This window comes from Clostridium neonatale, assembly GCF_001458595.1.
Taxonomy (GTDB): Bacteria; Bacillota; Clostridia; order Clostridiales; family Clostridiaceae; genus Clostridium; species Clostridium neonatale.
The window spans coordinates 38803-59398 of the sequence record NZ_LN890324.1; the positions used below are offsets into that span (position 1 = coordinate 38803).

Here is a 20596-nt window from a genome sequence, read left to right on the forward strand (position 1 = left end):
TAATATTCATATTTTATTCTAAATTCAAATTAATAGCAATATTTTTAGATATAAACTTAATATTATATCTAAAATTGATTAACAAATATAATAAAATTACATATAATATTATGTATTTATTGTTTTTCTATGGTTCATTCTCTGAAAAATGTATATAATTATATATGGTTATATGTAAATTTATAATTTATTCTATGCTTCACAAATTTCTAGTAAATCTTATTTACAGCTATTTAATATTAACTTAAATTTTAATTTTTGCAATATATTATAGATAAAAATTTATTTTACTTGTAATTTTCTTATTTTTTAGAATAATTATAGATATTTTTATGAAAAGGAGTTGTTAATGTGTCTTTTGATTTTATAAAAGATAAAAATAAAAAAGTTCATTTTATTGGTATAGGTGGAATCAGTATGAGTGGACTTGCTGCTGTTTTATTAAATAGTGGATTTAAGGTATCAGGATCTGATGCAAAAAATTCTCCGATTGTTGAAAAGCTTAAGTCTTTTGGAGCAGAAATATACATAGGTCATAGAAGAGAAAACATTAATAATGTTGATTTAATTGTTTATACTGCTGCAATACCTAATGATAATCCAGAACTTTTGGAAGCCAAAGAAAAAAACATTCAATTAATGGATAGAGCTGAATTCTTAGGTCATATAATGAAAGGTCATAAATATAATGTAGCTATTTCTGGTACACACGGAAAAACTACATGTACATCTATGCTATCTCATGTTACTCTTGATGGAAATTTAGATCCTACCATATTGGTTGGTGGAGAACTTGATATAATAGATGGTAATTTCAGAATTGGTAATAGTGAGTACTTCTTAACAGAAGCTTGTGAATATAAACGTTCATTCTTGAAATTTTTCCCTTATGTTGGTGTAATTTTAAACATTGACGCTGATCATTTAGACTGCTACAAAGATATAAATGAAATAGCTGAAACATTCGAAAAATTTTCAAATTTAATACCTGATGACGGATATCTTGTAGGATATGGAGAAGATCCTCGGGTTAAAAACATTATCAATAAAGCAAAATGTAATACATTAAGTTATGGATTTGAAAATGCAGATGTAACTGCAAGAAATGTTAATTTTAACAAAATGGGTTGTGCTTCATTTGATGTATATAAAGATGACGAAAATTTATTTAGTGTATCTTTAAGTGTTCCAGGAAAGCATAATGTATTAAATGCTTTAGCCACAATTTGTGTTTCTCTAATTTTTAATATAACTTATGATTCAATAGCTAGTGGATTATCTAAGTGTAAGGGTGCTCATAAAAGATTTGAATATAAGGGAGAAATTAATGGAGTTACTGTAATTGATGATTATGCTCATCATCCTACAGAAATTAAAGCGACTTTAAGTACAGCAAAAAAAATAGATCACAATAAAATATATTGTGTGTTCCAACCACATACTTATACTAGAACCAAAACGTTGTTTGATGAATTCACTACTGCTTTTGATGATGCAGATGAGCTTATATTGATGGATATATATGCTGCACGTGAAAAAGATACAGGAATAGTATCTTCAGGTATGCTTGGAGATGCTATACGTGAAAGAGGAATAAAATGTACTAATGTTCATTCACATGATGAAGCATTAGAATATGTTAAGTCTAAAGTTGGTAATGATGATTTATTATTAACAGTAGGTGCTGGAGATGTAGTTATTGTTGGAGAAAAATATTTAGAATCTAAATAAATTCATATTAAGAGTAAAAAGATCATATCAATATTAATATTGATGTGATCCTTTATTTTAGTTAAATTCATTAATCTTACTTAATTCAAAATTAAATTATTGTTATATCTTTTGAAACTGAGTTAAGAACTTCGCATCCATCTTTAGTTACAAGCACTAAATCTTCTATTCTTACTCCAATTTTATTAGTTAGATATATTCCTGGTTCTATTGAAAAAATCATTCCTTCTTGAACCTCATCGTTATTTACTGAGCTCACATCACCTTTATCATGTACCTCAATTCCAATGCTATGCCCTGTTCTATGAGTAAAATACTCTCCATATCCCCTCTCAGTTATATAATCTCTAGCCGCAGCATCTATTTCTGAGAATTTCACACCTGCTTTAACCTTTGATATAGCTTTTAAATTTGCATTTTTAACAATTTCATATACTTCTCTTTTTTCTTTAGTTGGTTCTTCTTTAAAAAATACTGTCCTTGTCATATCAGAGCAATAATGATTATATAATCCTCCAATATCTATAACTATACTGTCGCCTTTTTTTAGCTTTGTATTATCACACTCATGATGTGGATCAGCTCCATTTGCCCCAAATGCTACAATTGGCTCAAAAGAAAATCCTTGAGCGCCCTCTTCTTCATATAATTCTGCTAATATTCTAGAACATTGTTTTTCAGTATATCCTTCTTTAATCTCTTTCCAAAATCTTTCCATGACCTTATCATTTATTTGAGATGATTTTCTCATAAGTTCTTTTTCTTCCTCATCTTTTCTCATTCTTAATTCATCTATAACGTCTGAAGAATTTACGAACTTTGAAATAATGTTAATATTCATTAATTTAATAAGAAAATGTGCTGGCCAAAATTTATCAACACCTAATTCTTCATTTTTTTCAACTATGCTTCCTAATACAGAAATAGGATCATCATTATCTGTATACCATACTATATCAATTCCTATATTTCCTTCTATAGGGAAAAGTTTATTTACTATAAATTTATGCTTTCCATCTATATTTAAATATAGAGCAATCATTCTTTCTCCACTTGAAATCCATTTACCAGTTAAATAATATATAGAAGCTGTTGATGTTACAATAATCTGTTTTAAATTATTTTCTTTCATCTTTTTAATTACATTGTCTATTCTACTTTGTTTCATTAAAAATATCCTCCTTAGATTTATCTAAAAATAAAATTTATTATCTAGGCCCAAGTTCATAAGTGAGTTCCTATCTTGTGAGCCTATCAAATATTTCATTTGGTGTGAATCGCTTACTAAGCGAACATGTGCGAGCCTAAGCTCAATTATATTCCTATATTCTTAAGAATATATATTATTATATTTCTTAGAATATATAAATATCCTTTGCTTTTGATTAGTGATATTTATAATAAAAAGTATATAATTTTTATTATAAAATTAATAATATTATTTATTAAGTAAATGCTATAATAATATTATAACACTTTAAAATTATAGTATTTTTATATATCTAAATTTTAGATAAATGACAATTACATTTTAAATAAAATATTTTTATTGTCATTATCAACTAGAAGCTTATCTCACGGGGGGATTTTTGTGAAAATTGCAGTAATTTCAGACATACATTCTAACATTTATGCTCTTATAAATGTACTAGAAGATATTGATTCAGAAAAGGTTGACTCAGTTATTTGCTTAGGAGACCTAGTTGGATATGGACCTCATCCTAATGAAACTATTTCTATGATTAGGAGAAGAAATATACTTTGCATAAAAGGTAATTATGATAATTCAGTAACTGATAATGAATTCTCTTATATCAGAGAAACAGCTATAAATAGGTTCTCTTTGCCTTGGACTGTTAATGAATTAAGAGCTGAGAATAAATCATATCTTAAAGGATTACCTTCATCGCTAACAATAAAAGCTGGAGATAAAAATTTATTATTTGTTCATGGTAGTCCATCTAGCATTAATGAATATCTCTTTATTGATTCAGAGAACACAGTTGAGAACTTAAATAAAATAAAAGAAGATGCATTGATCTGTGCTCATACTCATTTGCCTGGAATTAAAGAAATTAATAATAAAACATATATTAATGTTGGCAGTGTTGGCAAACCTAAAATAGGTCGTCCAAATAGTACATATTGCATAATTGAAATCACCGAAGAAAATACAATAAGCGCTAAGTTTAAAGAAATTTCTTATGAAGTAAAGAAAATAGTAAAAGATATGACTATGTTAAACTTTCCTCCTACATTAATTCAAAGCTTTGAAACAGGAAATGAATAATCCTATTAAATGCTGAAAAAATTATAACTATAAACTTATATAGAAATATCATTAATAATTGGGAATTGCATTCAATAAGAAAGTATTGTAAAATCTAGTTATTGCTTATTTTAACAATTTTATTTTTAATATTTAATAAAGTAATAATAAACATATTAATTCAAACGTAAAATTTTTTACATCACAATGTAAAAAATTTTACACATGTTATATATTTATTTATAATAACGGAGGTCATATAAATGGCAAAATCAAATTTAATTAGAACTCTTTATAGAAACACTGATGAGTTCTTATCAAAAGAAGTAACTATCTCTGGATGGATAAGAACTTTAAGAGCATCAAATGCTTTTGGCTTCATAGAAATCAATGATGGTTCTTTTTTTAAAAATATTCAAGTAGTTTTTGATAATAAATTAGAAAACTTCAAAGAGATTTCAAAACTTCCTATAAGTTCTTCAGTATCTGTTATTGGTACATTAGTTGCTACACCAGATGCTAAACAACCATTTGAAATTCAAGCAAAAGAAGTTATTGTAGAAGGTATGTCTAATTCTGATTATCCTCTACAAAAGAAAAGACATACATTTGAATACTTAAGAACAATTGCTCACTTAAGACCAAGAAGTAATGCCTTTTCAGCTACATTTAGAGTGCGTTCAGTAGCTGCATACGCTATACACAAGTTCTTTCAAGATCAAGACTTTGTATATACTCACACTCCATTAATTACTGGTAGTGATTGTGAAGGTGCTGGAGAAATGTTTAGAGTATCAACTCTTGATCCTAAGAATCCACCACTAACTGAAGATGGAAATATTGATTATACTCAAGACTTCTTTGGTAAAGAAACTAACCTTACTGTTTCAGGACAATTAAATGGGGAATGTTTTGCTTTAGCTTTTAGAAATATTTACACATTTGGTCCAACATTCAGAGCTGAGAACTCTAACACAACAAGACACGCTGCTGAATTCTGGATGATAGAACCTGAAATAGCTTTTGCAGATTTAGAAGATGATATGGAACTCGCAGAAGCAATGCTTAAGTATGTTATTAAATATGTTATGGATGAATGTCCAGAAGAAATGCAATTCTTCAATCAATTTGTAGATAAAGGATTACTTGAAAGATTAAATCATGTTGTCTCATCAGACTTTGCTAGAGTTACTTATACTGAAGCTGTTGATATACTTCAAAAGTGTGGAAAGGAATTTGATTACCCAGTATCTTGGGGAATCGACCTACAAACTGAACATGAAAGATATCTTACTGAAGAACATTTTAAAAAGCCTTTATTTGTAACTGATTATCCAAAGGATATTAAAGCATTCTATATGAGAATGAATGATGATAATAAAACAGTTGCTGCTACAGATCTTTTGGTTCCTGGTATAGGAGAAATTATCGGTGGTAGCCAAAGAGAAGAAAGACTTGATGTATTAGAAGCTAGAATGGCTGAATTAGGTCTTAACAAAGAAGATTACTGGTGGTACTTAGAACTTAGAAAATATGGAGAAACTAAACATGCTGGATTTGGTTTAGGATTCGAAAGATTAATCATGTATATCACTGGTATGGGTAATATTAGAGATGTTATTCCATTCCCTAGAACAACAGGAAGTAGTGAATTCTAATATAAAAAATAAGAAGTATCCTTTCTACTTTAGGATGCTTCTTTATTTATAACACTGTCTTTTCAATCATTTTTGTATGACGTTTTGTATATTCAATTATCTTGGATAATACCTTATAAGTATTACTTTGGCTGTCCCTAGCATTATTATAAAATCTTCCTTGCAGATCAATAAATAACGACTGCTTATCTCGTGCTAATTCTAAAAATATTTTTAAATATTCTCTAGGTGAAACCTTATTTAAGTTTACAGAATGCATTCTAATATTATACTCATTCATAAGAAATGCTATCTTATCGTAAGTTCTAATATCTATCTCTTCAAGTTCATATTCAAGTATTTCTTCTTTTAATTGATTATAATAATTAATTATTCTATCCGTATCTTTTAAAAATACCTTTACTAATACTTGTAACTTTATAGAGGCATTATCATCATCTAAAAATACTTCAAACATTTTCTTTTGCTCATTTTCTATATATATACACTTATTAATAATATCAATAACATTGTAACTCATAACTTATTTTCTCTTTTCACATTTTGATTTCACGATTTGTACTTATAATTATACTATTATAATAGAATTAATTCTATTAATTTTATCTATGAAATGAGAATAATTTTCTTACATCTACTTGTGACTTAAAAGACTTTTTTTGTCGAAAAACATTGTTTAATATATGTATATAAAGTCATAACTTCTTTGTATAATTATTATATTGTTAAAAATTTATTATTTTTTCTGTATTAATCATTTACCATATTAATATTAATTACAATTAATGATATAATAATCACTTGGAGGCGATTTTATGAACCAAATTTTATACCTTGTAATCCCTTGTTACAATGAGGAAGAGGTACTGCATGAAACAGCTAAAAGATTGTTTAAAAAAATTACCAACATGATTGATAATGAGATAATATCAAAAGAAAGTAAGATAGTATTTGTTAATGACGGTTCTAAAGATAAAACATGGAGTATAATTGAAGAGCTTCACAATAAAAATAATATTTTTTCTGGTATAAACTTATCTAGAAACAGAGGGCATCAAAACGCATTGTTAGCAGGTCTTATGACTGCAAAAGATTATGCAGATATGACCATATCCCTTGATGCTGATCTTCAGGATGATATAGATGTTATAGACAAATTTGTAGAAGAATATTATAACGGAAGTGATATTGTTTATGGTGTAAGATCATCAAGGCAAACAGATACATTTTTCAAAAGAACAACTGCTCTTGCTTTTTATAAGTTCATGAGCGGACTAGGAGTTGATATGATTTATAATCATGCTGATTACCGTCTTATGAGCAAACGTGCATTAGAAGGCTTAGCTCAATTTAAAGAAGTTAATTTATTTTTAAGAGGTATGGTTCCTCTAATAGGATATAGATATTCTATAGTTGAATATGAGCGTCACGAAAGATTTGCAGGTGAATCTAAGTATCCTTTAAGAAAGATGATAGCATTTGCACTCGATGGTATAACTTCTTTAAGCATAAAACCTATAAGGATCATTTCTGGACTTGGCTTTACTATATGCTTTATTAGTATTTTAGCATTATTATATTCATTTATTGTCAAATTTTTTGGAGAAACTGTAACAGGCTGGACTTCTTTAACACTTTCTATTTGGATATTAGGTGGAATTCAATTATTATCCCTTGGAGTAATTGGAGAATATATTGGGAAAATATATAATGAGACAAAACAAAGACCTAGATTTATCATAGCTGATAAATTAATCAATAATGAAGAGAAAGACAAATAGGTATTTATTTATGAATAATTTATTTGAAAAATTTAAATCTACATTCTTTTCAAAAGAATTTATTCTATTTGTAGTTATAGGTATTATAAATACTTTTAATGGAGTTATTTTTGCATATATGTATTCTGGTTTCTTAAATGAAAATATGGCATTTGTTACTGGATATATTTCTGGATTAGTAATTTCATATATATTAAATAGTATAATTACATTTAAAGAAAAACTTGATTTTTCTAAATTTATAAAATTTGCTATTTCATATATTCCAAACTTTATAATTCAAAATATCGTTGTTTATTTAGTATTTAACTTAATGGGATTACATAAACTTATAGCATATTGCTCAGCAGCTATTATAGGAGTTCCTGTTACATTTATTCTGATGAAATTTTTTGCATTTAATAAAAAGCATGATTAAAATACTTTTATGTAATAAAAATAAGGAAATAGACTACTTTTTTGTATGTGATCTATCTCCTTTTATTTTTTTGAAACATATTTGTTGTCCTTTATATAAAATCTCCATAAAAAATCTATTGCTTCTTCAGCATAGTCTATCCCTATTCTTTTAGATTCCACTATTTCAAACAAATTATCTTCATAATTATCCTCTATATATAAGTTTCCCTTTTCATATAGTTTTTTATAATTATCACTTTTATCTATAGAATATGCCAAACAAAGTTTTGATGGACCATTTGTGAGAGCCTTTTCTTTAGCTTTAGTTAATTCATCATAATTTTGATTAAATCTTTTCTCAGCTAAATAATCAAATTCATTAAGTGGTTCAATTGCTCTTATTAAAACTCCTTCCCCTTTATTTTCAATTCCACTTATTACATTGAAGCAAAAATATTTTCCGTAAATAAAATAAACATATGCTATTCCACCTTCTCTAAATAGTGGTTCTGTTCTTTCTGTTCTTCTTCCATTATACGCATGAGATGCCTTATCGATTTCTCCTATATATGCTTCTGTCTCTACAATTTTTCCTTTGAGTATTCTTCCGTCACATTCTCTAACAAGGATTTTTCCTAATAAATCTTTTGCTAAATCTAATGCACCTTGTTTAAAAAAATCTTTTTCTAGAATCATTTCTTATTACCTCTTTTTATTCACTTTTACTTTCTTGATCTTATTTATACACAATTTGATGATAATAATCCACAATTTTATCAATTTTTCATCTTTTTTGTGGATATCTTTTAATATTTTTTCACTATACTGTTTATTCTATACTATATTAAATTGAGAATTTAAGTTCATAAAATTATATGGCTAGTTATAACAATAACTAGCCATATAATTTTATAATATAATATTTTTTATTGTTATTTAACAGTAACACTAAAAGTACAAGTAAATTTTTCTCCAACATTCAATGGCATTACACCTTCTTTTTCAGTGAACTCACCATTAAAATCTTCATAATCTGCATGCCCAAACCATGGCTCTATACACACAAATGGAGCACCATCTTTAGGCGCCCATATTCCCATATCAGGAAAACCAGTAAAGTCTACTTCTAAATATTTATCATTATTATTTGATTTTATAGTAATTTTATTAGACTTTAAATCATTAAAAACTAGCGCATCATCCTTAAATAATTCTTTTGATAAGTTTATTTTATTGGTATTTTCTAAGCAATCAATTTTAGTTCGTGAAAGGTATCCTTCATTATTTATAACTATTCTTTTGCTAGTTTCCCTTTCATTAAATTCAATATAGCAATCAATTAAATTATCTTTTCTATCTATAGGACATAAAAATGCCGGATGAGATCCAATAGAAAAATATATTTTTTTATCATCTACATTCTCTACTGTGTATGTAACCTTAACAGTATTTCCTTCTAATTTATAATTAGATTTCAATAAAAATTTATATGGATATACTTTCAAACTTTCGTCAGAGTATTTTAGTTCAAAAGTTATTTCATCTTCTTTCTTTTCTAAAAGGGTAAATTCTGAAGTTCTTGCTAAACCATGTTGTGGTAATTCATATATTTTTCCATCAACCCTATACTTACAGTCAACAACCTTTCCCACTATAGGAAATAATATAGGTGCATGGTATTTCCAATATTCAGGATTTCCATCCCATAAATATTCGCTGCCATTAATTTTATTATGTATGGCTATAAGTTCACCACCATAAGTCCTGGTACCAATTCTTAAATTATCATTTTCTAAAAAGTAATTCATTTTTTCTTCCCCCTCTCGATATATATTACCTATAAAATATTTTTTAAATTTCTCTTTTAATATTTTATTACACAAATTTAGTATTCCATGATTACTATCATATCTGATTCTAAACTCTTTTTGACATCTATAATTCTTTGATTACTAGATCCTCTATATTTTAAATTTTCATCTTTTTTATTTATATCAAATTTTCCATCTACCAGAACATCAATGTTAGTAATCAACTCCTGCCATCCATTTCGTTCTTTTTTATGTTTTAATATATATTCAAATGTATATCCTGTATAACACCATATATTTAAATTATTTTTTTTAAATGCCTTAGCCATATATGCAAATTCTTCTGCCTGTTCCCATGGATCTCCTCCACTAAATGTTATACCTCTTAACATTGGATTATCTAATACATCTTCTATAAGTTTTTCTATATTTCTTAACTCTCCACCATTAAAGTCATGGGTATCTGGATTAAAGCACCCTTCACAATTATGTCTGCATCCTTGTGCAAAAAATACCCTTCTCATACCTGGTCCATTTACCAAACTCTCATATGCTATTCCTGATAATCTTATATTTTTTTCCATAATAAGCTCTTCTTTCTTTATATTATAATTATCATATATAATTTATTATACATTTTACTTAAAATTTATAAAAGACTAACTTTTTTACATCTAATCCCTTCAATCTTCTGTAACCCTATATGTTTTAAATCCTCTATAAAAATAACTTCTTATAAAATCCATAATTACTTTTTAATAATTTATTTTTTGTTAATATGCTAGATTATAATTTACCCGTTTTACTAATAGTATATAAAAAATATAGTATTAAGAATACTATATTCCTAATACTATACTTTCTATATTATTCACTCATAATATCATTTTATGTTTAGCTGTTTTTCTTTACGTAATTTAATCTTCCACCAGCTTTAATAACTTCAATTTCTTTATCAGTTAAATCCACTAATATATCATATTCAGTTCCTTTAGTTAAATTCTTAACTTTAACAGCTCCTGTATTTAATGCATCTTGAATTCCTTCAATTTTTAATTCATCTAATAAATCAATCTTATTGTAATCATCTGCATTCTTAAATTCCATTGGAATTATTCCATTATTAATTAAATTAGCTTTATGAATTCTAGCAAATGATTTAGCTATTACGCCTTTTACACCTAGATATAATGGTGCTAATGCAGCATGTTCTCTACTTGATCCTTGCCCATAGTTATCTCCAGCTATTATAAATCCACCATTATTTTCCTTAGCTCTCTTAGGGAATTCTTCATCGATTGTACTGAAGCAGAATTCTGAAAGATATGGAATATTTGATCTAAATGGTAACAACTTAGAATTAGAAGGCATAATATGATCTGTTGTAATATTATCTTCTACTTTAATTATTACTTTTCCATCAACTTCACTGCCTAATTCTTTTCCTATTGGGAATGGCTTGATGTTTGGTCCTCTAACCACCTCAACTTCAGCATTTGTTGGTGCTGGTGCTAAAATCATAGAATCATCTATCAAGAATCTTTCTGGCATATCTATTGTTAAATCTATATCCATTTCTGTTGGATCAGTCAATACTCCATTTATTGCCGAAACTGCTGCTGTTTCTGGACTTACAATATATATTTGACCTGACAATGTTCCACTTCTACCAAAGAAGTTTCTATTTACAGTTCTTAAAGAAATTCCATTAGTTCCTGGTGCTTGACCCATACCAATACATGGTCCACAAGAATTTTCAAGTATTCTTGCTCCTGCACTGATTATATCTGCCAAAGCACCATTTCTAGCTATCATTTCCATAACTTGTCTTGATCCTGGTCCAATTACTAAACTAACATCTGGATGTACCTTATTTCCTTTTAGTATCTTTGCAACCTTCATTAAATCCTCATAAGAGGAATTGGTACAACTACCTATAAATACTTGATCTACTTTAATTTTGCCTACTTCACTAACCTTAGCTACATTATCTGGACTATGTGGCTTAGCTGTAAGTGGAGTTAGTTCATCCAAGTTAATTGTTACTACATCATCATATGCCGCATCAGCATCTGGCTTAAATTCTATCCAGTCTTCTTCTCTTCCTTGTGCCTTAAAGAATTCTAATGTTCTTTCATCACTAGGGAATATTGAAGTTGTAGCTCCAAGTTCAGCTCCCATATTTGTTATTGTAGCTCTTTCTGGAACTGAAAGTGTTTTAACACCTTCTCCTGCATATTCAAATACTTTACCTACTCCGCCTTTAACTGTTAGTTTTCTTAATACTTCAAGAATAACATCTTTGGCAGCTACCATCTTATTTAATTTTCCTGTAAGTTCGATTTTAACAACTTTTGGAGTATTAATATTATATGCCCCACCACCCATGGCAAGAGCAACATCTAATCCACCAGCTCCCATTGCAAGCATACCAACACCACCAGCAGTTGGTGTATGACTATCAGATCCTATTAACGTATCTCCTGGCGTAGCAAATCTTTCTAAGAAAATTTGATGACATATACCATTACCTGGCTTTGAAAAATATACACCATATTTAGACGCTACAGTTTGAATAAACTTATGGTCATCTGCATTTTCAAATCCTTGTTGTAACATATTATGATCTATAAATGCTACTGATTTTTTTGTTTTTACTCTATCTATGCCCATAGCTTCTAATTGAAGATATGCCATAGTTCCAGTTGAATCTTGAGTTAAAGTCTTATCGATCTTTAAACTTATTGGCTCTCCTGCTTTTAATTCTCCTTCTACAACATGTGTTTTTAAAATTTTATAAACTAAATTATCGCCCACCTATAGCTCCCCCTATTTCATCACTTTTTTTATTTTTAAACCTCTGGGATTCCCCTGAGATAATTTTTACTTTTCAGACTTCAATCTTTGATATTCTTTAAATAATTGTACTACTTCTTTATCAAAGAGAGTTCTCTTTAATCTAACTGAAGTTGATCTTACAAGTTCTAATATACCTTTTGATTCTTCATCTGTAAGATCTATATTATATTCTTTAAACTTATTAACTATAGCAGCTCGTCCAGAATGTTTTCCTATTAATATTTGTCTTTCAAGTCCGACTATTGCTGGATCAAAAGCTTCATAATTTTTAGGATCTTTTAATGCTCCATCTGCATGTATTCCTGATTCATGAGCAAACATATTTGATCCAACTATAGCTTTCCACTTTGGAAGTTCTCTGCCTGATGCTCTTGATACATATTCCGATACATCTTTAAACATCTTAGTATCTATATTTTCACCTTTATATCCATAAACAAGCATAAGTGCCATTAATACCTCTTCTAGCGCAGCATTTCCTGCTCTTTCTCCCAATCCATTTACAGTTACACCCACATGTGATGCTCCGCCTTTTATACCAGCTATTGCATTTGCTGTTGCCATACCAAAATCATTATGTGTGTGCATTTCTATATCAAAATTAGTTTTATCATGTAAATATTTTATATCATCTCTTATCTTGAATGGCTCCATTATACCTACGGTATCACAATATCTAAATCTATCTGCTCCTGCCTTCTTAGCTTCATTAATAAATTGCACTAAGAAATCTTTGTCTGCTCTAGATGCATCTTCTCCATTTACTGATACATAAAGTCCATTCTTCTTTGCAAATTCTACTGATTTTATCATATGTTCAAGTACCCATTCTCTAGATGTCCTTAACTTATGCTCAATATGAATGTCTGATACTGATATAGATATTGCAACCGCATCTACACCACAATCAATTGATTGCTCTACATCACTTATAACAGCCCTATTCCATGCCATAATACTTGACTTCAGATTTCTCTTAACAATTTCTTTTATAGCCGCTTTTTCGTCTCCGCCCATAGTAGGTATTCCTACTTCAAGTTGATCAACACCTAAGTCGCTCAACATTTCTGCTATTGCTATTTTTTCTTGGTTAGCAAAAACTACTCCTGCTGTTTGTTCGCCGTCTCTAAGAGTAGTATCTACTATAGTGACTTTGCTTCCAGTCTTCAAATCAATAACTGCCATTGTACTTTCCCCCAATTTATAAATATTGCTCATAATATTTCAAAATATTATATATAATCATATAATATCACATTATACATTAACTGCCAATACTTATAATCATATTTTTGCAACAGACGCCTTACCTTCCTTCATGTATTATTTAATTTCATATATTTTAATGAATATTTAATAAAATTATTGCAAGATTTTTTTTTTACATTGCAACATTATATTTATATATCATATTCTAAAATGTAAATTTCTTATTAGTAAGACTACTATTTTTTAATATTAATTCAGCATTATTAAATATTTATTCATATATAAAAAAGAATTGCCATTTAAAATATATTCTTGATGGCAACTCTTCTAAATTTATATATTTTTAATAATTATGTGTATGGTTTTCTGTGTGAGAAATTCTATCTTCTCTTTCGTGACACTTTCCTGGTCCAAATCTCTCATCTAAACTTAAATATCCTGTAACTCTTGATATTCCTTGAATATCCATACTTCCACATTTAGTACATTTACTATCTCCTGCTTGAAGATATGTTCCACATTCTTTACAGTATCTGATATGGAAGTTAACCCCTATATAACTTATATTAGTATGCTTATATGCATAATTAACTATATCCATAACAGTTTCAGCATTTGGATAATCATCTACTTCAATATAACTTATATGACCTCCATTGCATAGTTTATGATAAGGTGCTTCAATATCTATTTTATCTTTTATTGATATAGGATAACCAACAGGTACATGGAAACTATTTGTATAATATTCTTTGTCTGTAACGCCTTTTATTATTCCAAATATCTTTTGATCCTGCTTTATAAACTTTCCTGAAAGGCCTTCTGCAGGAGTAGCATAACAACTCCAATTTAAACTTAGTTCTTCTGATAATCTATCTGTATATTGTCTAATATATTCAACAATCTTTACTCCTAGTTTCCTAGATTCTTCATCTTCACCATGATGCTTTCCAACTAATGCTACTAAGGTTTCTGCAAGACCTATATATCCAATTCCCCAAGTTCCTTGTTTTAATATTGGTTCAATAGAATCATCTGGCTCTAAGCCTTCTGAGCCTTTCATAAGACCCTGCCCAACTACAAATGGTAAATCTTTAACTCTTAGTTTTTTCAACACATCATATCTATGAAGTAGAGAATCCTTTGCTAATTCAAGTCTTGAATCTAATATTTCAAAGAATTTATCTACACTGCCCTTTGCTTGTAGACCTATTCTTGGTAAATTAATAGTTGTTGGAGCAATGTTTCCTCTTCCTTTACAACCAGGCTCCCCATTAACGTTCTTCATTATGTATGTTCTGCATCCCATTGTTGCTGGAACATATCCTTTATCATAGTATTCTTTATTAAAGTCTGCGTCTATATTCATAAAAGTAGGGTTCATTCTTTTTGCTGCAACTCTACATGCTAATTTATATAAATAGAAGTATGGATCATTTTCTTCTCTATTTACGCCTTCTTTAACTCTAAAAATTATATTAGGGAAAATAGGTTGTTCTCCTTTACCTAATCCTTTTTCATATTCTAAAAGGAAAATCTCACATACTAATGCCGCATCTTCACTTGTAGGCAATCCTATGTTTATTGAACTAAACGGAACTTGAGATCCTGCTCTTGAATGCATTGTATTCAAATTATAAACTACACCTTGCATAGCTTGGTGAACTCTTTCCCTTACTTTCTTTTCTAACACTTCATTAATCTTTTCATCTGATAAACCTAATTCTTTAAATTCTTTCCTAATCTCTTCTCTTGTAGGTTCTACAAAGATTGCCATATCATTATCAAAATCTGGATGTGATTGGCCCCCAAACATATCGTTTTGAGTTGATTGAAGTAATATGCAAGATAATTCTGCTGCTGTTTCTATTCTCTTTGGAGCATTTATTGTTCCATATCCAGTGTTGAAACCTTTTTCTAATATTTCTCTTGTAGGTATGTGTAGACAGTTTACAGTTAAATTATAACTATCTAAATCATGATAATATAAGTCTCCAGTTTCATGAGCCTTAGCTAAGAACTTTGGCATTATTGCTAAAGTATTCCACTTATTTGATTCTGATGCTATTCTTAATAACTTTGAGCTAAAGTTATTTCCTACATTTGCATTATCTCTATCTGTTTCTACACCTATACTACGTATAGCTTTCATTAAGTCTGATTTTATTTCTCTAACTTTTGTTCTTTCTTGTCTATATCCAGAATATGCCGCTGCAATTTCCTTAAGACCTTGTTCGCTCAATGCTTTTTCAACTAAATTTTGAATTTCTTCTACACTTATAGTTAATTTTGCTTCTACTTCTATAAATGATATTACCTTTTTTACCGTATCTAGAACTTGACTTTCTTTTAAATCTAAACCGATTTCATTAGCTGAGCCCTTTATAGCTTGAGCTATTTTATCAGAGTTGAAATCCACTTGTCTCCCATCTCTTTTTACAACATATAGCATTAATATTCCTCCCACAACACAATATCTAGTATCATCATTGTTTTATTATACTTTATTAAATATGTGTTAGCAATACTTCTAATTTTTTATTTTTAAACGAAAATATTTCAATTATATCTAGTTAGGTCATATTATCTTCATATTATTCGAATTTTTACCCATATTGGATATTTGACTAATTTAAAGATCATTTAAAATCAGATTACATGTGGATTCAGTATTATTTTAAGGAATAAAAAAAATTTTTTTGTTAAAAATATTTATAAAATAATATAAAAAAAGAGGTTTTAATTATGAAAGGATTTATTCTGGATTCTACATTTAAAGAAAGCTCAATAATTGATAATAATAATAATATCTCAACCATTTCATCTCATAGTTTATTAAATAATACAATTAAGACTTACAATATGCCTTTAAACGAAAATACATCTTCATATATTTCTCATCATAATAATATCGATAAATTAAATGTATATAATGTAATTGACTATATATAGATTTAAATATACAATAAATAATATAGTAATGTGCTAGGGGAGCCTTTGTGCTGAGATTTGAGAAATCATAAACCCTTTAAACCTGATCTAGTTAATTCTAGCGTAGGGAATGCAACCTTATAAAAATAAATATCTATTTATTCGGTTGATATCTCCTGTATAGAGTTGAATCAATTTTCTACTATAATAAAAAAATTTGATTTATACTCTGGCTTACCCAATCCATATAAAATAATATGGACAAGCACACAAAGGAGGTTTTTTTATGGAAAATTTTTTTGGATGGAAGGATGAATTCTTTTCATTAACTCAGATTGTTCCTAGTTTAAAGGAACAATTTACAGAAAATCCACAGAATGCGTGGTTAACAGTTGCTACTATAATTGGATGTATCGCATTATTAATTGTATTAATTAAAGCAAAAAAGATAGAATTTACATCTCAATTAATAACAAGAATAGGGATTGCTTTAGCATTAGCAACTATACTAAAACTACTTAGACTTTATCACTTTCCACAAGGAGGTAGTATAACTTTAGGAAGTATGGTTCCTATACTGCTTATTGCATTTATGTACGGACCTCAGGTTGGATGTTTAACAGGATTCCTTTATGGAGTAATTACATTCATTATGGATCCATATATCCTTCATCCAGTCCAAGTACTATTTGATTATCCACTTCCATTTACTGCTTTAGGACTTGCTGGATTCTTTAAGGACAAGAGATTACTCGGTGTAGGTATATCTGTATTCATTAGATTTTTGTGTCACTTTATATCAGGAGTTGCCTTCTTTGGTATGTATGCTCCTGAAGGAATGTCTTCTTGGATTTACTCATTATCTGTTAATGGACCTATGATAGGAATAGAAGGTATCATATGCTTAGTAATAGTATCAGTCCTTCCAGTTAACAGAATAATAAATGCTACATCTAAGTTTGGTACAGTATAATATCATTATTACTTTAAAATAAAAAAATGATTATATTTAAAATAGTTTTACTATTAAATATAATCATTTTTTATTTTCTAAAATATGATTTCTTAATATAAATTAAGACTACAATTATAGAAGAAATAACAAAAATCAAGTTTTCTATTCTTCTACAATTGATATTGCAGCTACTGGGCAGCTGTCTACAGCTTCTTGAACTTCTCCTTCTGTTCCATCTGGTGCTTCATCAACTATGAATCCAGCCTTTCCATCATCCTCTATTTCAAAACATTCTGGACATATAGATGGACATAATCCACATGCTATGCAAGTATCTTTATCAACTGCAGCTTTCATTTTCATACTTCCTCTCTAAAAAATTTCAATTTTATTATTTACCTATAATAGAAGAATTATTCATAATCAAAATAATACTGCCCAAGAATGATTTTCAGATCATTCTTGGGCAGTAAGTTTTATTAATATAATCCTTCGAATATTAATGAATATAATGGATCTTCTTTAACATACTCTTCTAATTTACCTTGCGCTAATGCGTCTGTAAGATTAATATCAATAGGAAGTTCTCCTATTAATGGTATTCCTAAATATTCAGCATTTTCTTCAGATGATTTATTACTAAATACTCTTATCTTTTTGTCACAATCCGGACAATTAATATAAGCCATATTTTCTACGACGCCTTTAATTTTAACACCTATTTTATTAGCCATTATTACAACTTTCTTAACTATCATTGATACCATATCTTGTGGTGTTGAAACAATAACTAGTTCATTTATAGGAAACTCCTGCATAACAGTTAATGCAATATCTCCTGTGCCTGGTGGCATATCTATAAGTAAATAATCAAGTTCTCCCCAGTTAGTATCAACAAATATTTGTTTAAGCACGCCATTTATAATCCCGCCTCTCCAGATAAGAGGTTCTTCTTCTACTGGATTAACAAGATTCATTGATATTACTTTTATACCACAATCAGTTTCAACTGGATCAAATCTAACAACCTCATCATTAATAGGCACTATTCCAGCTCTCTTCTCATTTATACCCAAAACTCTTGGCATAGAAGGTCCTGTAATATCAGCATCAAGTACACCAACCTTATATCCTCTTTTAGCTAACATTGCTGCCATGATACCAGTTACAGTTGATTTACCAACTCCACCTTTACCACTTATTACACCTATAACATTCTTTATCCTTCCGAATCTTGGCTGTAATTTTGAAGATTCTACACCATTACAATCTTCTTTTTTTGTTTGACAAGTGCCCTTACTTGGACAGCTATCACAGTTTCCCATCGCATAGTCCTCCTTGCTCTTTACCAATCTCTTGGCTTTTCATTTGGTTCACTAATGTTAATATTCCAATCCTTATAACTATATTCAGCTTGAATATAGTAATTTTCATAAGAATTGTCTTTTTTATTATCCACAGTTATCAATGTTTTAAATATAGTTGTGCTATACCCTCTATTTTTAACTGTTATTATTGTATCAAATTGATCTGAATTGTTTTTAACTAATTCAGCATTAGGTAGTATTTTCTTTATGCTCTCTTCAAAATCTAATAATTCTACTGAAAATATATATTTCAAGCATTCTGTATCACCTGAAATATCTATTCCGACTTTACTATTAGATGATAATGCATCTTTTTTTAATTCAAGTATATCAAGGATTGATTGATAGTAAATATATTGAAAATCTCTTGGCTTTCTTATAAATGAAAGATTTTGCATTATTGTATTTTCCAAAGTCTTTGGAACTATAAATGACTCTTGATCATTATAAAAATTACCCTTACCTTTTTCATCAGTACCAACTATATAATTATACTTTTTTACTTCGTCTCCAATCTGAACTTCAAATATGTAATCAGGATCAAGAGAAGATTTATCAGAAACGATTTTGCCCTTCTTCAAAATTTTATATATATCATTAATTGCCTGAGGATCATTTACTATAAATCTAAATCCACTATCTCTAAAATTTTGTATTATTATTTGATCTACTTTCTCTTGCTTTATGTAGTCAAAACTTTCATTTCTCAAATTAGCCTTAATAGCTAAATTGTCCAATAAAGTACATCCTGAGAATAAACTACTTATAATAGTAACTATTAATATACTTAAAATTATAAATTTCTTTTTTCTCACTTCCTATACACTCCTTTAATCAACTTATGGAAATTAAAAACCACTATTCCAATGATTAAAGTAAATATAGCAATAAACTGTGATGTAGAAAGAATTCCTACACTACCTCTTGGATCATTTCTCAAGAACTCAATCAAAAATCTACCTATACTATATATGATTAAATAACAACCTACTACTTTTCCAGATTTCTTCTCTTTCTTTGAATAATATAAAAGGAAAAATCCTAATATAAAATCGAAAGCTGATGAGTATAATTGAGTCGGATGAATATGAATTCCAGCTGGTGCAAGAGACCCCTCTGGAAACACAACTCCAATTGGCAAATCCGTTTCAGCCCCATAGCAGCAACCTGCTAGAAAACAACCTATCCTTCCAAATCCCTGTGCTATAGCTACACCTGGAATAGTCATATCTAATAATTCTAACGTATTCCACCCTTTTTTCTTAGAGTATAAATATATAGATAGAGCTCCACCGATTATAGCACCATAAATAACAAACCCATATCCAAAGTTTTTCAATATACTTGGATCTTGTAAAACTTCCTTAAATTCAGTTATTATAAATAATAACTTTCCGCCTAACACTCCACCTATTACAGCAAATATAATTAAATTTAATAATGAATCTTCATCATAGCCTTTCTTCTTAGCTGCTCTGATTAATAAGCTAGAAGCTATAATTATACCAATTGCAATCATCAGTCCATAACTTCTGATTTTTAACCCAAATATCTCAAATAGTGTTATCCTCATTAATTTCCTCCTTACATTAAACAAGTACCAAAGAGAAACAAAACAGCCTCTCA

The 20596-nt window shown here is 28.7% G+C and carries 19 protein-coding genes and 1 riboswitch; of the genes, 7 read left to right on the forward strand and 12 right to left on the reverse strand.

The window, feature by feature from the left end; genetic code table 11:
* Positions 1-351: 351 nt before the first annotated feature.
* Positions 352-1731 carry a UDP-N-acetylmuramate--L-alanine ligase gene (murC, locus tag BN2920_RS00650; protein WP_058293137.1) on the forward strand — a complete coding sequence of 460 codons (1380 nt, stop codon included), beginning with the start codon at positions 352-354 and terminating at the stop codon, positions 1729-1731.
* Positions 1732-1822: 91 nt separating this feature from the next.
* Here murC and BN2920_RS00655 read toward each other — a convergent pair whose 3' ends face one another.
* On the reverse strand, positions 1823-2899 hold the full coding sequence (locus tag BN2920_RS00655) for a M24 family metallopeptidase (RefSeq protein ID WP_058293138.1): 1077 nt from the start codon (positions 2897-2899) through the stop codon (positions 1823-1825).
* Positions 2900-3322: 423 nt separating this feature from the next.
* Between BN2920_RS00655 and BN2920_RS00660 the strand changes: the two genes are divergently transcribed.
* Together BN2920_RS00660 and asnS are read left to right on the forward strand one after the other, a co-directional pair.
* Positions 3323-4021, forward strand: a complete 699-nt coding sequence (locus tag BN2920_RS00660) for a metallophosphoesterase family protein (RefSeq protein WP_058293139.1) — start codon at positions 3323-3325, stop codon at positions 4019-4021.
* Between the two features lie 242 nt (positions 4022-4263).
* The gene (gene asnS / locus BN2920_RS00665; protein WP_058293140.1) at positions 4264-5658 is read left to right on the forward strand and encodes an asparagine--tRNA ligase; all 1395 of its coding nucleotides are present in this window, start codon (positions 4264-4266) and stop codon (positions 5656-5658) included.
* Between the two features lie 46 nt (positions 5659-5704).
* Here the strand turns inward: asnS and BN2920_RS00670 are convergent, their stop codons facing one another.
* Positions 5705-6178 carry a hypothetical protein gene (locus tag BN2920_RS00670; protein WP_058293141.1) on the reverse strand — a complete coding sequence of 158 codons (474 nt, stop codon included), beginning with the start codon at positions 6176-6178 and terminating at the stop codon, positions 5705-5707.
* A gap of 295 nt (positions 6179-6473) precedes the next feature.
* Here BN2920_RS00670 and BN2920_RS00675 point away from each other — a divergent pair, with 295 nt between their 5' ends.
* Positions 6474-7439: a glycosyltransferase family 2 protein gene (locus tag BN2920_RS00675; RefSeq protein ID WP_058293142.1), complete on the forward strand. Its 966-nt coding sequence runs from the start codon at positions 6474-6476 to the stop codon at positions 7437-7439.
* A 10-nt stretch (positions 7440-7449) separates the two neighbouring features.
* Positions 7450-7857 (forward strand): GtrA family protein, encoded by a 408-nt coding sequence (locus BN2920_RS00680; protein ID WP_058293143.1) that lies wholly within the window; start codon positions 7450-7452, stop codon positions 7855-7857.
* 62 nt (positions 7858-7919) lie between these two features.
* Here the strand turns inward: BN2920_RS00680 and BN2920_RS00685 are convergent, their stop codons facing one another.
* From BN2920_RS00685 to BN2920_RS00710, 6 genes are all read right to left on the reverse strand, one after another.
* A complete protein-coding gene (locus BN2920_RS00685) occupies positions 7920-8534 on the reverse strand; it encodes a DNA-3-methyladenine glycosylase (RefSeq protein ID WP_058293144.1) in 615 nt (204 codons plus the stop codon).
* A gap of 236 nt (positions 8535-8770) precedes the next feature.
* Positions 8771-9646, reverse strand: coding sequence for an aldose 1-epimerase family protein (locus tag BN2920_RS00690; RefSeq protein ID WP_058293145.1), 876 nt, complete (start codon positions 9644-9646; stop codon positions 8771-8773).
* A gap of 77 nt (positions 9647-9723) precedes the next feature.
* Positions 9724-10233: an anaerobic ribonucleoside-triphosphate reductase activating protein gene (nrdG, locus tag BN2920_RS00695; protein WP_058293146.1), complete on the reverse strand. Its 510-nt coding sequence runs from the start codon at positions 10231-10233 to the stop codon at positions 9724-9726.
* A gap of 310 nt (positions 10234-10543) precedes the next feature.
* Positions 10544-12466 carry an aconitate hydratase gene (locus BN2920_RS00700; protein ID WP_058293147.1) on the reverse strand — a complete coding sequence of 641 codons (1923 nt, stop codon included), beginning with the start codon at positions 12464-12466 and terminating at the stop codon, positions 10544-10546.
* A gap of 66 nt (positions 12467-12532) precedes the next feature.
* Entirely contained in the window at positions 12533-13693 is a 1161-nt protein-coding gene (nifV, locus tag BN2920_RS00705; RefSeq protein ID WP_058293148.1) for a homocitrate synthase, read from the reverse strand.
* Positions 13694-14060: 367 nt separating this feature from the next.
* The gene (locus BN2920_RS00710; protein WP_058293149.1) at positions 14061-16169 is read right to left on the reverse strand and encodes an anaerobic ribonucleoside triphosphate reductase; all 2109 of its coding nucleotides are present in this window, start codon (positions 16167-16169) and stop codon (positions 14061-14063) included.
* A gap of 293 nt (positions 16170-16462) precedes the next feature.
* Between BN2920_RS00710 and BN2920_RS00715 the strand changes: the two genes are divergently transcribed.
* Positions 16463-16669 (forward strand): hypothetical protein, encoded by a 207-nt coding sequence (locus BN2920_RS00715; protein WP_058293150.1) that lies wholly within the window; start codon positions 16463-16465, stop codon positions 16667-16669.
* A gap of 25 nt (positions 16670-16694) precedes the next feature.
* Positions 16695-16796, forward strand: a riboswitch (TPP riboswitch).
* Positions 16797-16934: 138 nt separating this feature from the next.
* The gene (gene thiT, locus BN2920_RS00720) at positions 16935-17621 is read left to right on the forward strand and encodes an energy-coupled thiamine transporter ThiT (protein WP_058293151.1); all 687 of its coding nucleotides are present in this window, start codon (positions 16935-16937) and stop codon (positions 17619-17621) included.
* 144 nt (positions 17622-17765) lie between these two features.
* Here thiT and BN2920_RS00725 read toward each other — a convergent pair whose 3' ends face one another.
* The 4 genes from BN2920_RS00725 to BN2920_RS00740 form a co-directional block, all read right to left on the reverse strand.
* On the reverse strand, positions 17766-17960 hold the full coding sequence (locus BN2920_RS00725; RefSeq protein ID WP_058293152.1) for a ferredoxin: 195 nt from the start codon (positions 17958-17960) through the stop codon (positions 17766-17768).
* Positions 17961-18082: 122 nt separating this feature from the next.
* Entirely contained in the window at positions 18083-18928 is an 846-nt protein-coding gene (locus tag BN2920_RS00730; protein ID WP_058293153.1) for an Mrp/NBP35 family ATP-binding protein, read from the reverse strand.
* 20 nt (positions 18929-18948) lie between these two features.
* Positions 18949-19785 carry a YhfM domain-containing protein gene (locus BN2920_RS00735; protein ID WP_058293154.1) on the reverse strand — a complete coding sequence of 279 codons (837 nt, stop codon included), beginning with the start codon at positions 19783-19785 and terminating at the stop codon, positions 18949-18951.
* Positions 19782-20543: a prolipoprotein diacylglyceryl transferase gene (locus BN2920_RS00740; RefSeq protein WP_058293155.1), complete on the reverse strand. Its 762-nt coding sequence runs from the start codon at positions 20541-20543 to the stop codon at positions 19782-19784. The genes BN2920_RS00735 and BN2920_RS00740 overlap by 4 nt, the downstream gene beginning before the upstream one ends.
* Positions 20544-20596: the final 53 nt, after the last annotated feature.

Excerpts from the sequence above, each read along its gene's own strand:
- BN2920_RS00680 (WP_058293143.1), top strand. The coding sequence starts at position 7,450 with ATGAATAATTTATTTGAAAAATTTAAATCTACATTCTTTTCAAAAGAA.
- nifV (WP_058293148.1), bottom strand. The coding sequence starts at position 13,693 with ATGGCAGTTATTGATTTGAAGACTGGAAGCAAAGTCACTATAGTAGAT.
- BN2920_RS00690 (WP_058293145.1), bottom strand. The coding sequence starts at position 9,646 with ATGAATTACTTTTTAGAAAATGATAATTTAAGAATTGGTACCAGGACT.
- nrdG (WP_058293146.1), bottom strand. The coding sequence starts at position 10,233 with ATGGAAAAAAATATAAGATTATCAGGAATAGCATATGAGAGTTTGGTA.
- BN2920_RS00670 (WP_058293141.1), bottom strand. The coding sequence starts at position 6,178 with ATGAGTTACAATGTTATTGATATTATTAATAAGTGTATATATATAGAA.
- BN2920_RS00675 (WP_058293142.1), top strand. The coding sequence starts at position 6,474 with ATGAACCAAATTTTATACCTTGTAATCCCTTGTTACAATGAGGAAGAG.
- asnS (WP_058293140.1), top strand. The coding sequence starts at position 4,264 with ATGGCAAAATCAAATTTAATTAGAACTCTTTATAGAAACACTGATGAG.
- BN2920_RS00655 (WP_058293138.1), bottom strand. The coding sequence starts at position 2,899 with ATGAAACAAAGTAGAATAGACAATGTAATTAAAAAGATGAAAGAAAAT.
- BN2920_RS00725 (WP_058293152.1), bottom strand. The coding sequence starts at position 17,960 with ATGAAAGCTGCAGTTGATAAAGATACTTGCATAGCATGTGGATTATGT.
- BN2920_RS00685 (WP_058293144.1), bottom strand. The coding sequence starts at position 8,534 with ATGATTCTAGAAAAAGATTTTTTTAAACAAGGTGCATTAGATTTAGCA.
- BN2920_RS00740 (WP_058293155.1), bottom strand. The coding sequence starts at position 20,543 with ATGAGGATAACACTATTTGAGATATTTGGGTTAAAAATCAGAAGTTAT.
- BN2920_RS00715 (WP_058293150.1), top strand. The coding sequence starts at position 16,463 with ATGAAAGGATTTATTCTGGATTCTACATTTAAAGAAAGCTCAATAATT.
- BN2920_RS00730 (WP_058293153.1), bottom strand. The coding sequence starts at position 18,928 with ATGGGAAACTGTGATAGCTGTCCAAGTAAGGGCACTTGTCAAACAAAA.
- thiT (WP_058293151.1), top strand. The coding sequence starts at position 16,935 with ATGGAAAATTTTTTTGGATGGAAGGATGAATTCTTTTCATTAACTCAG.
- BN2920_RS00710 (WP_058293149.1), bottom strand. The coding sequence starts at position 16,169 with ATGCTATATGTTGTAAAAAGAGATGGGAGACAAGTGGATTTCAACTCT.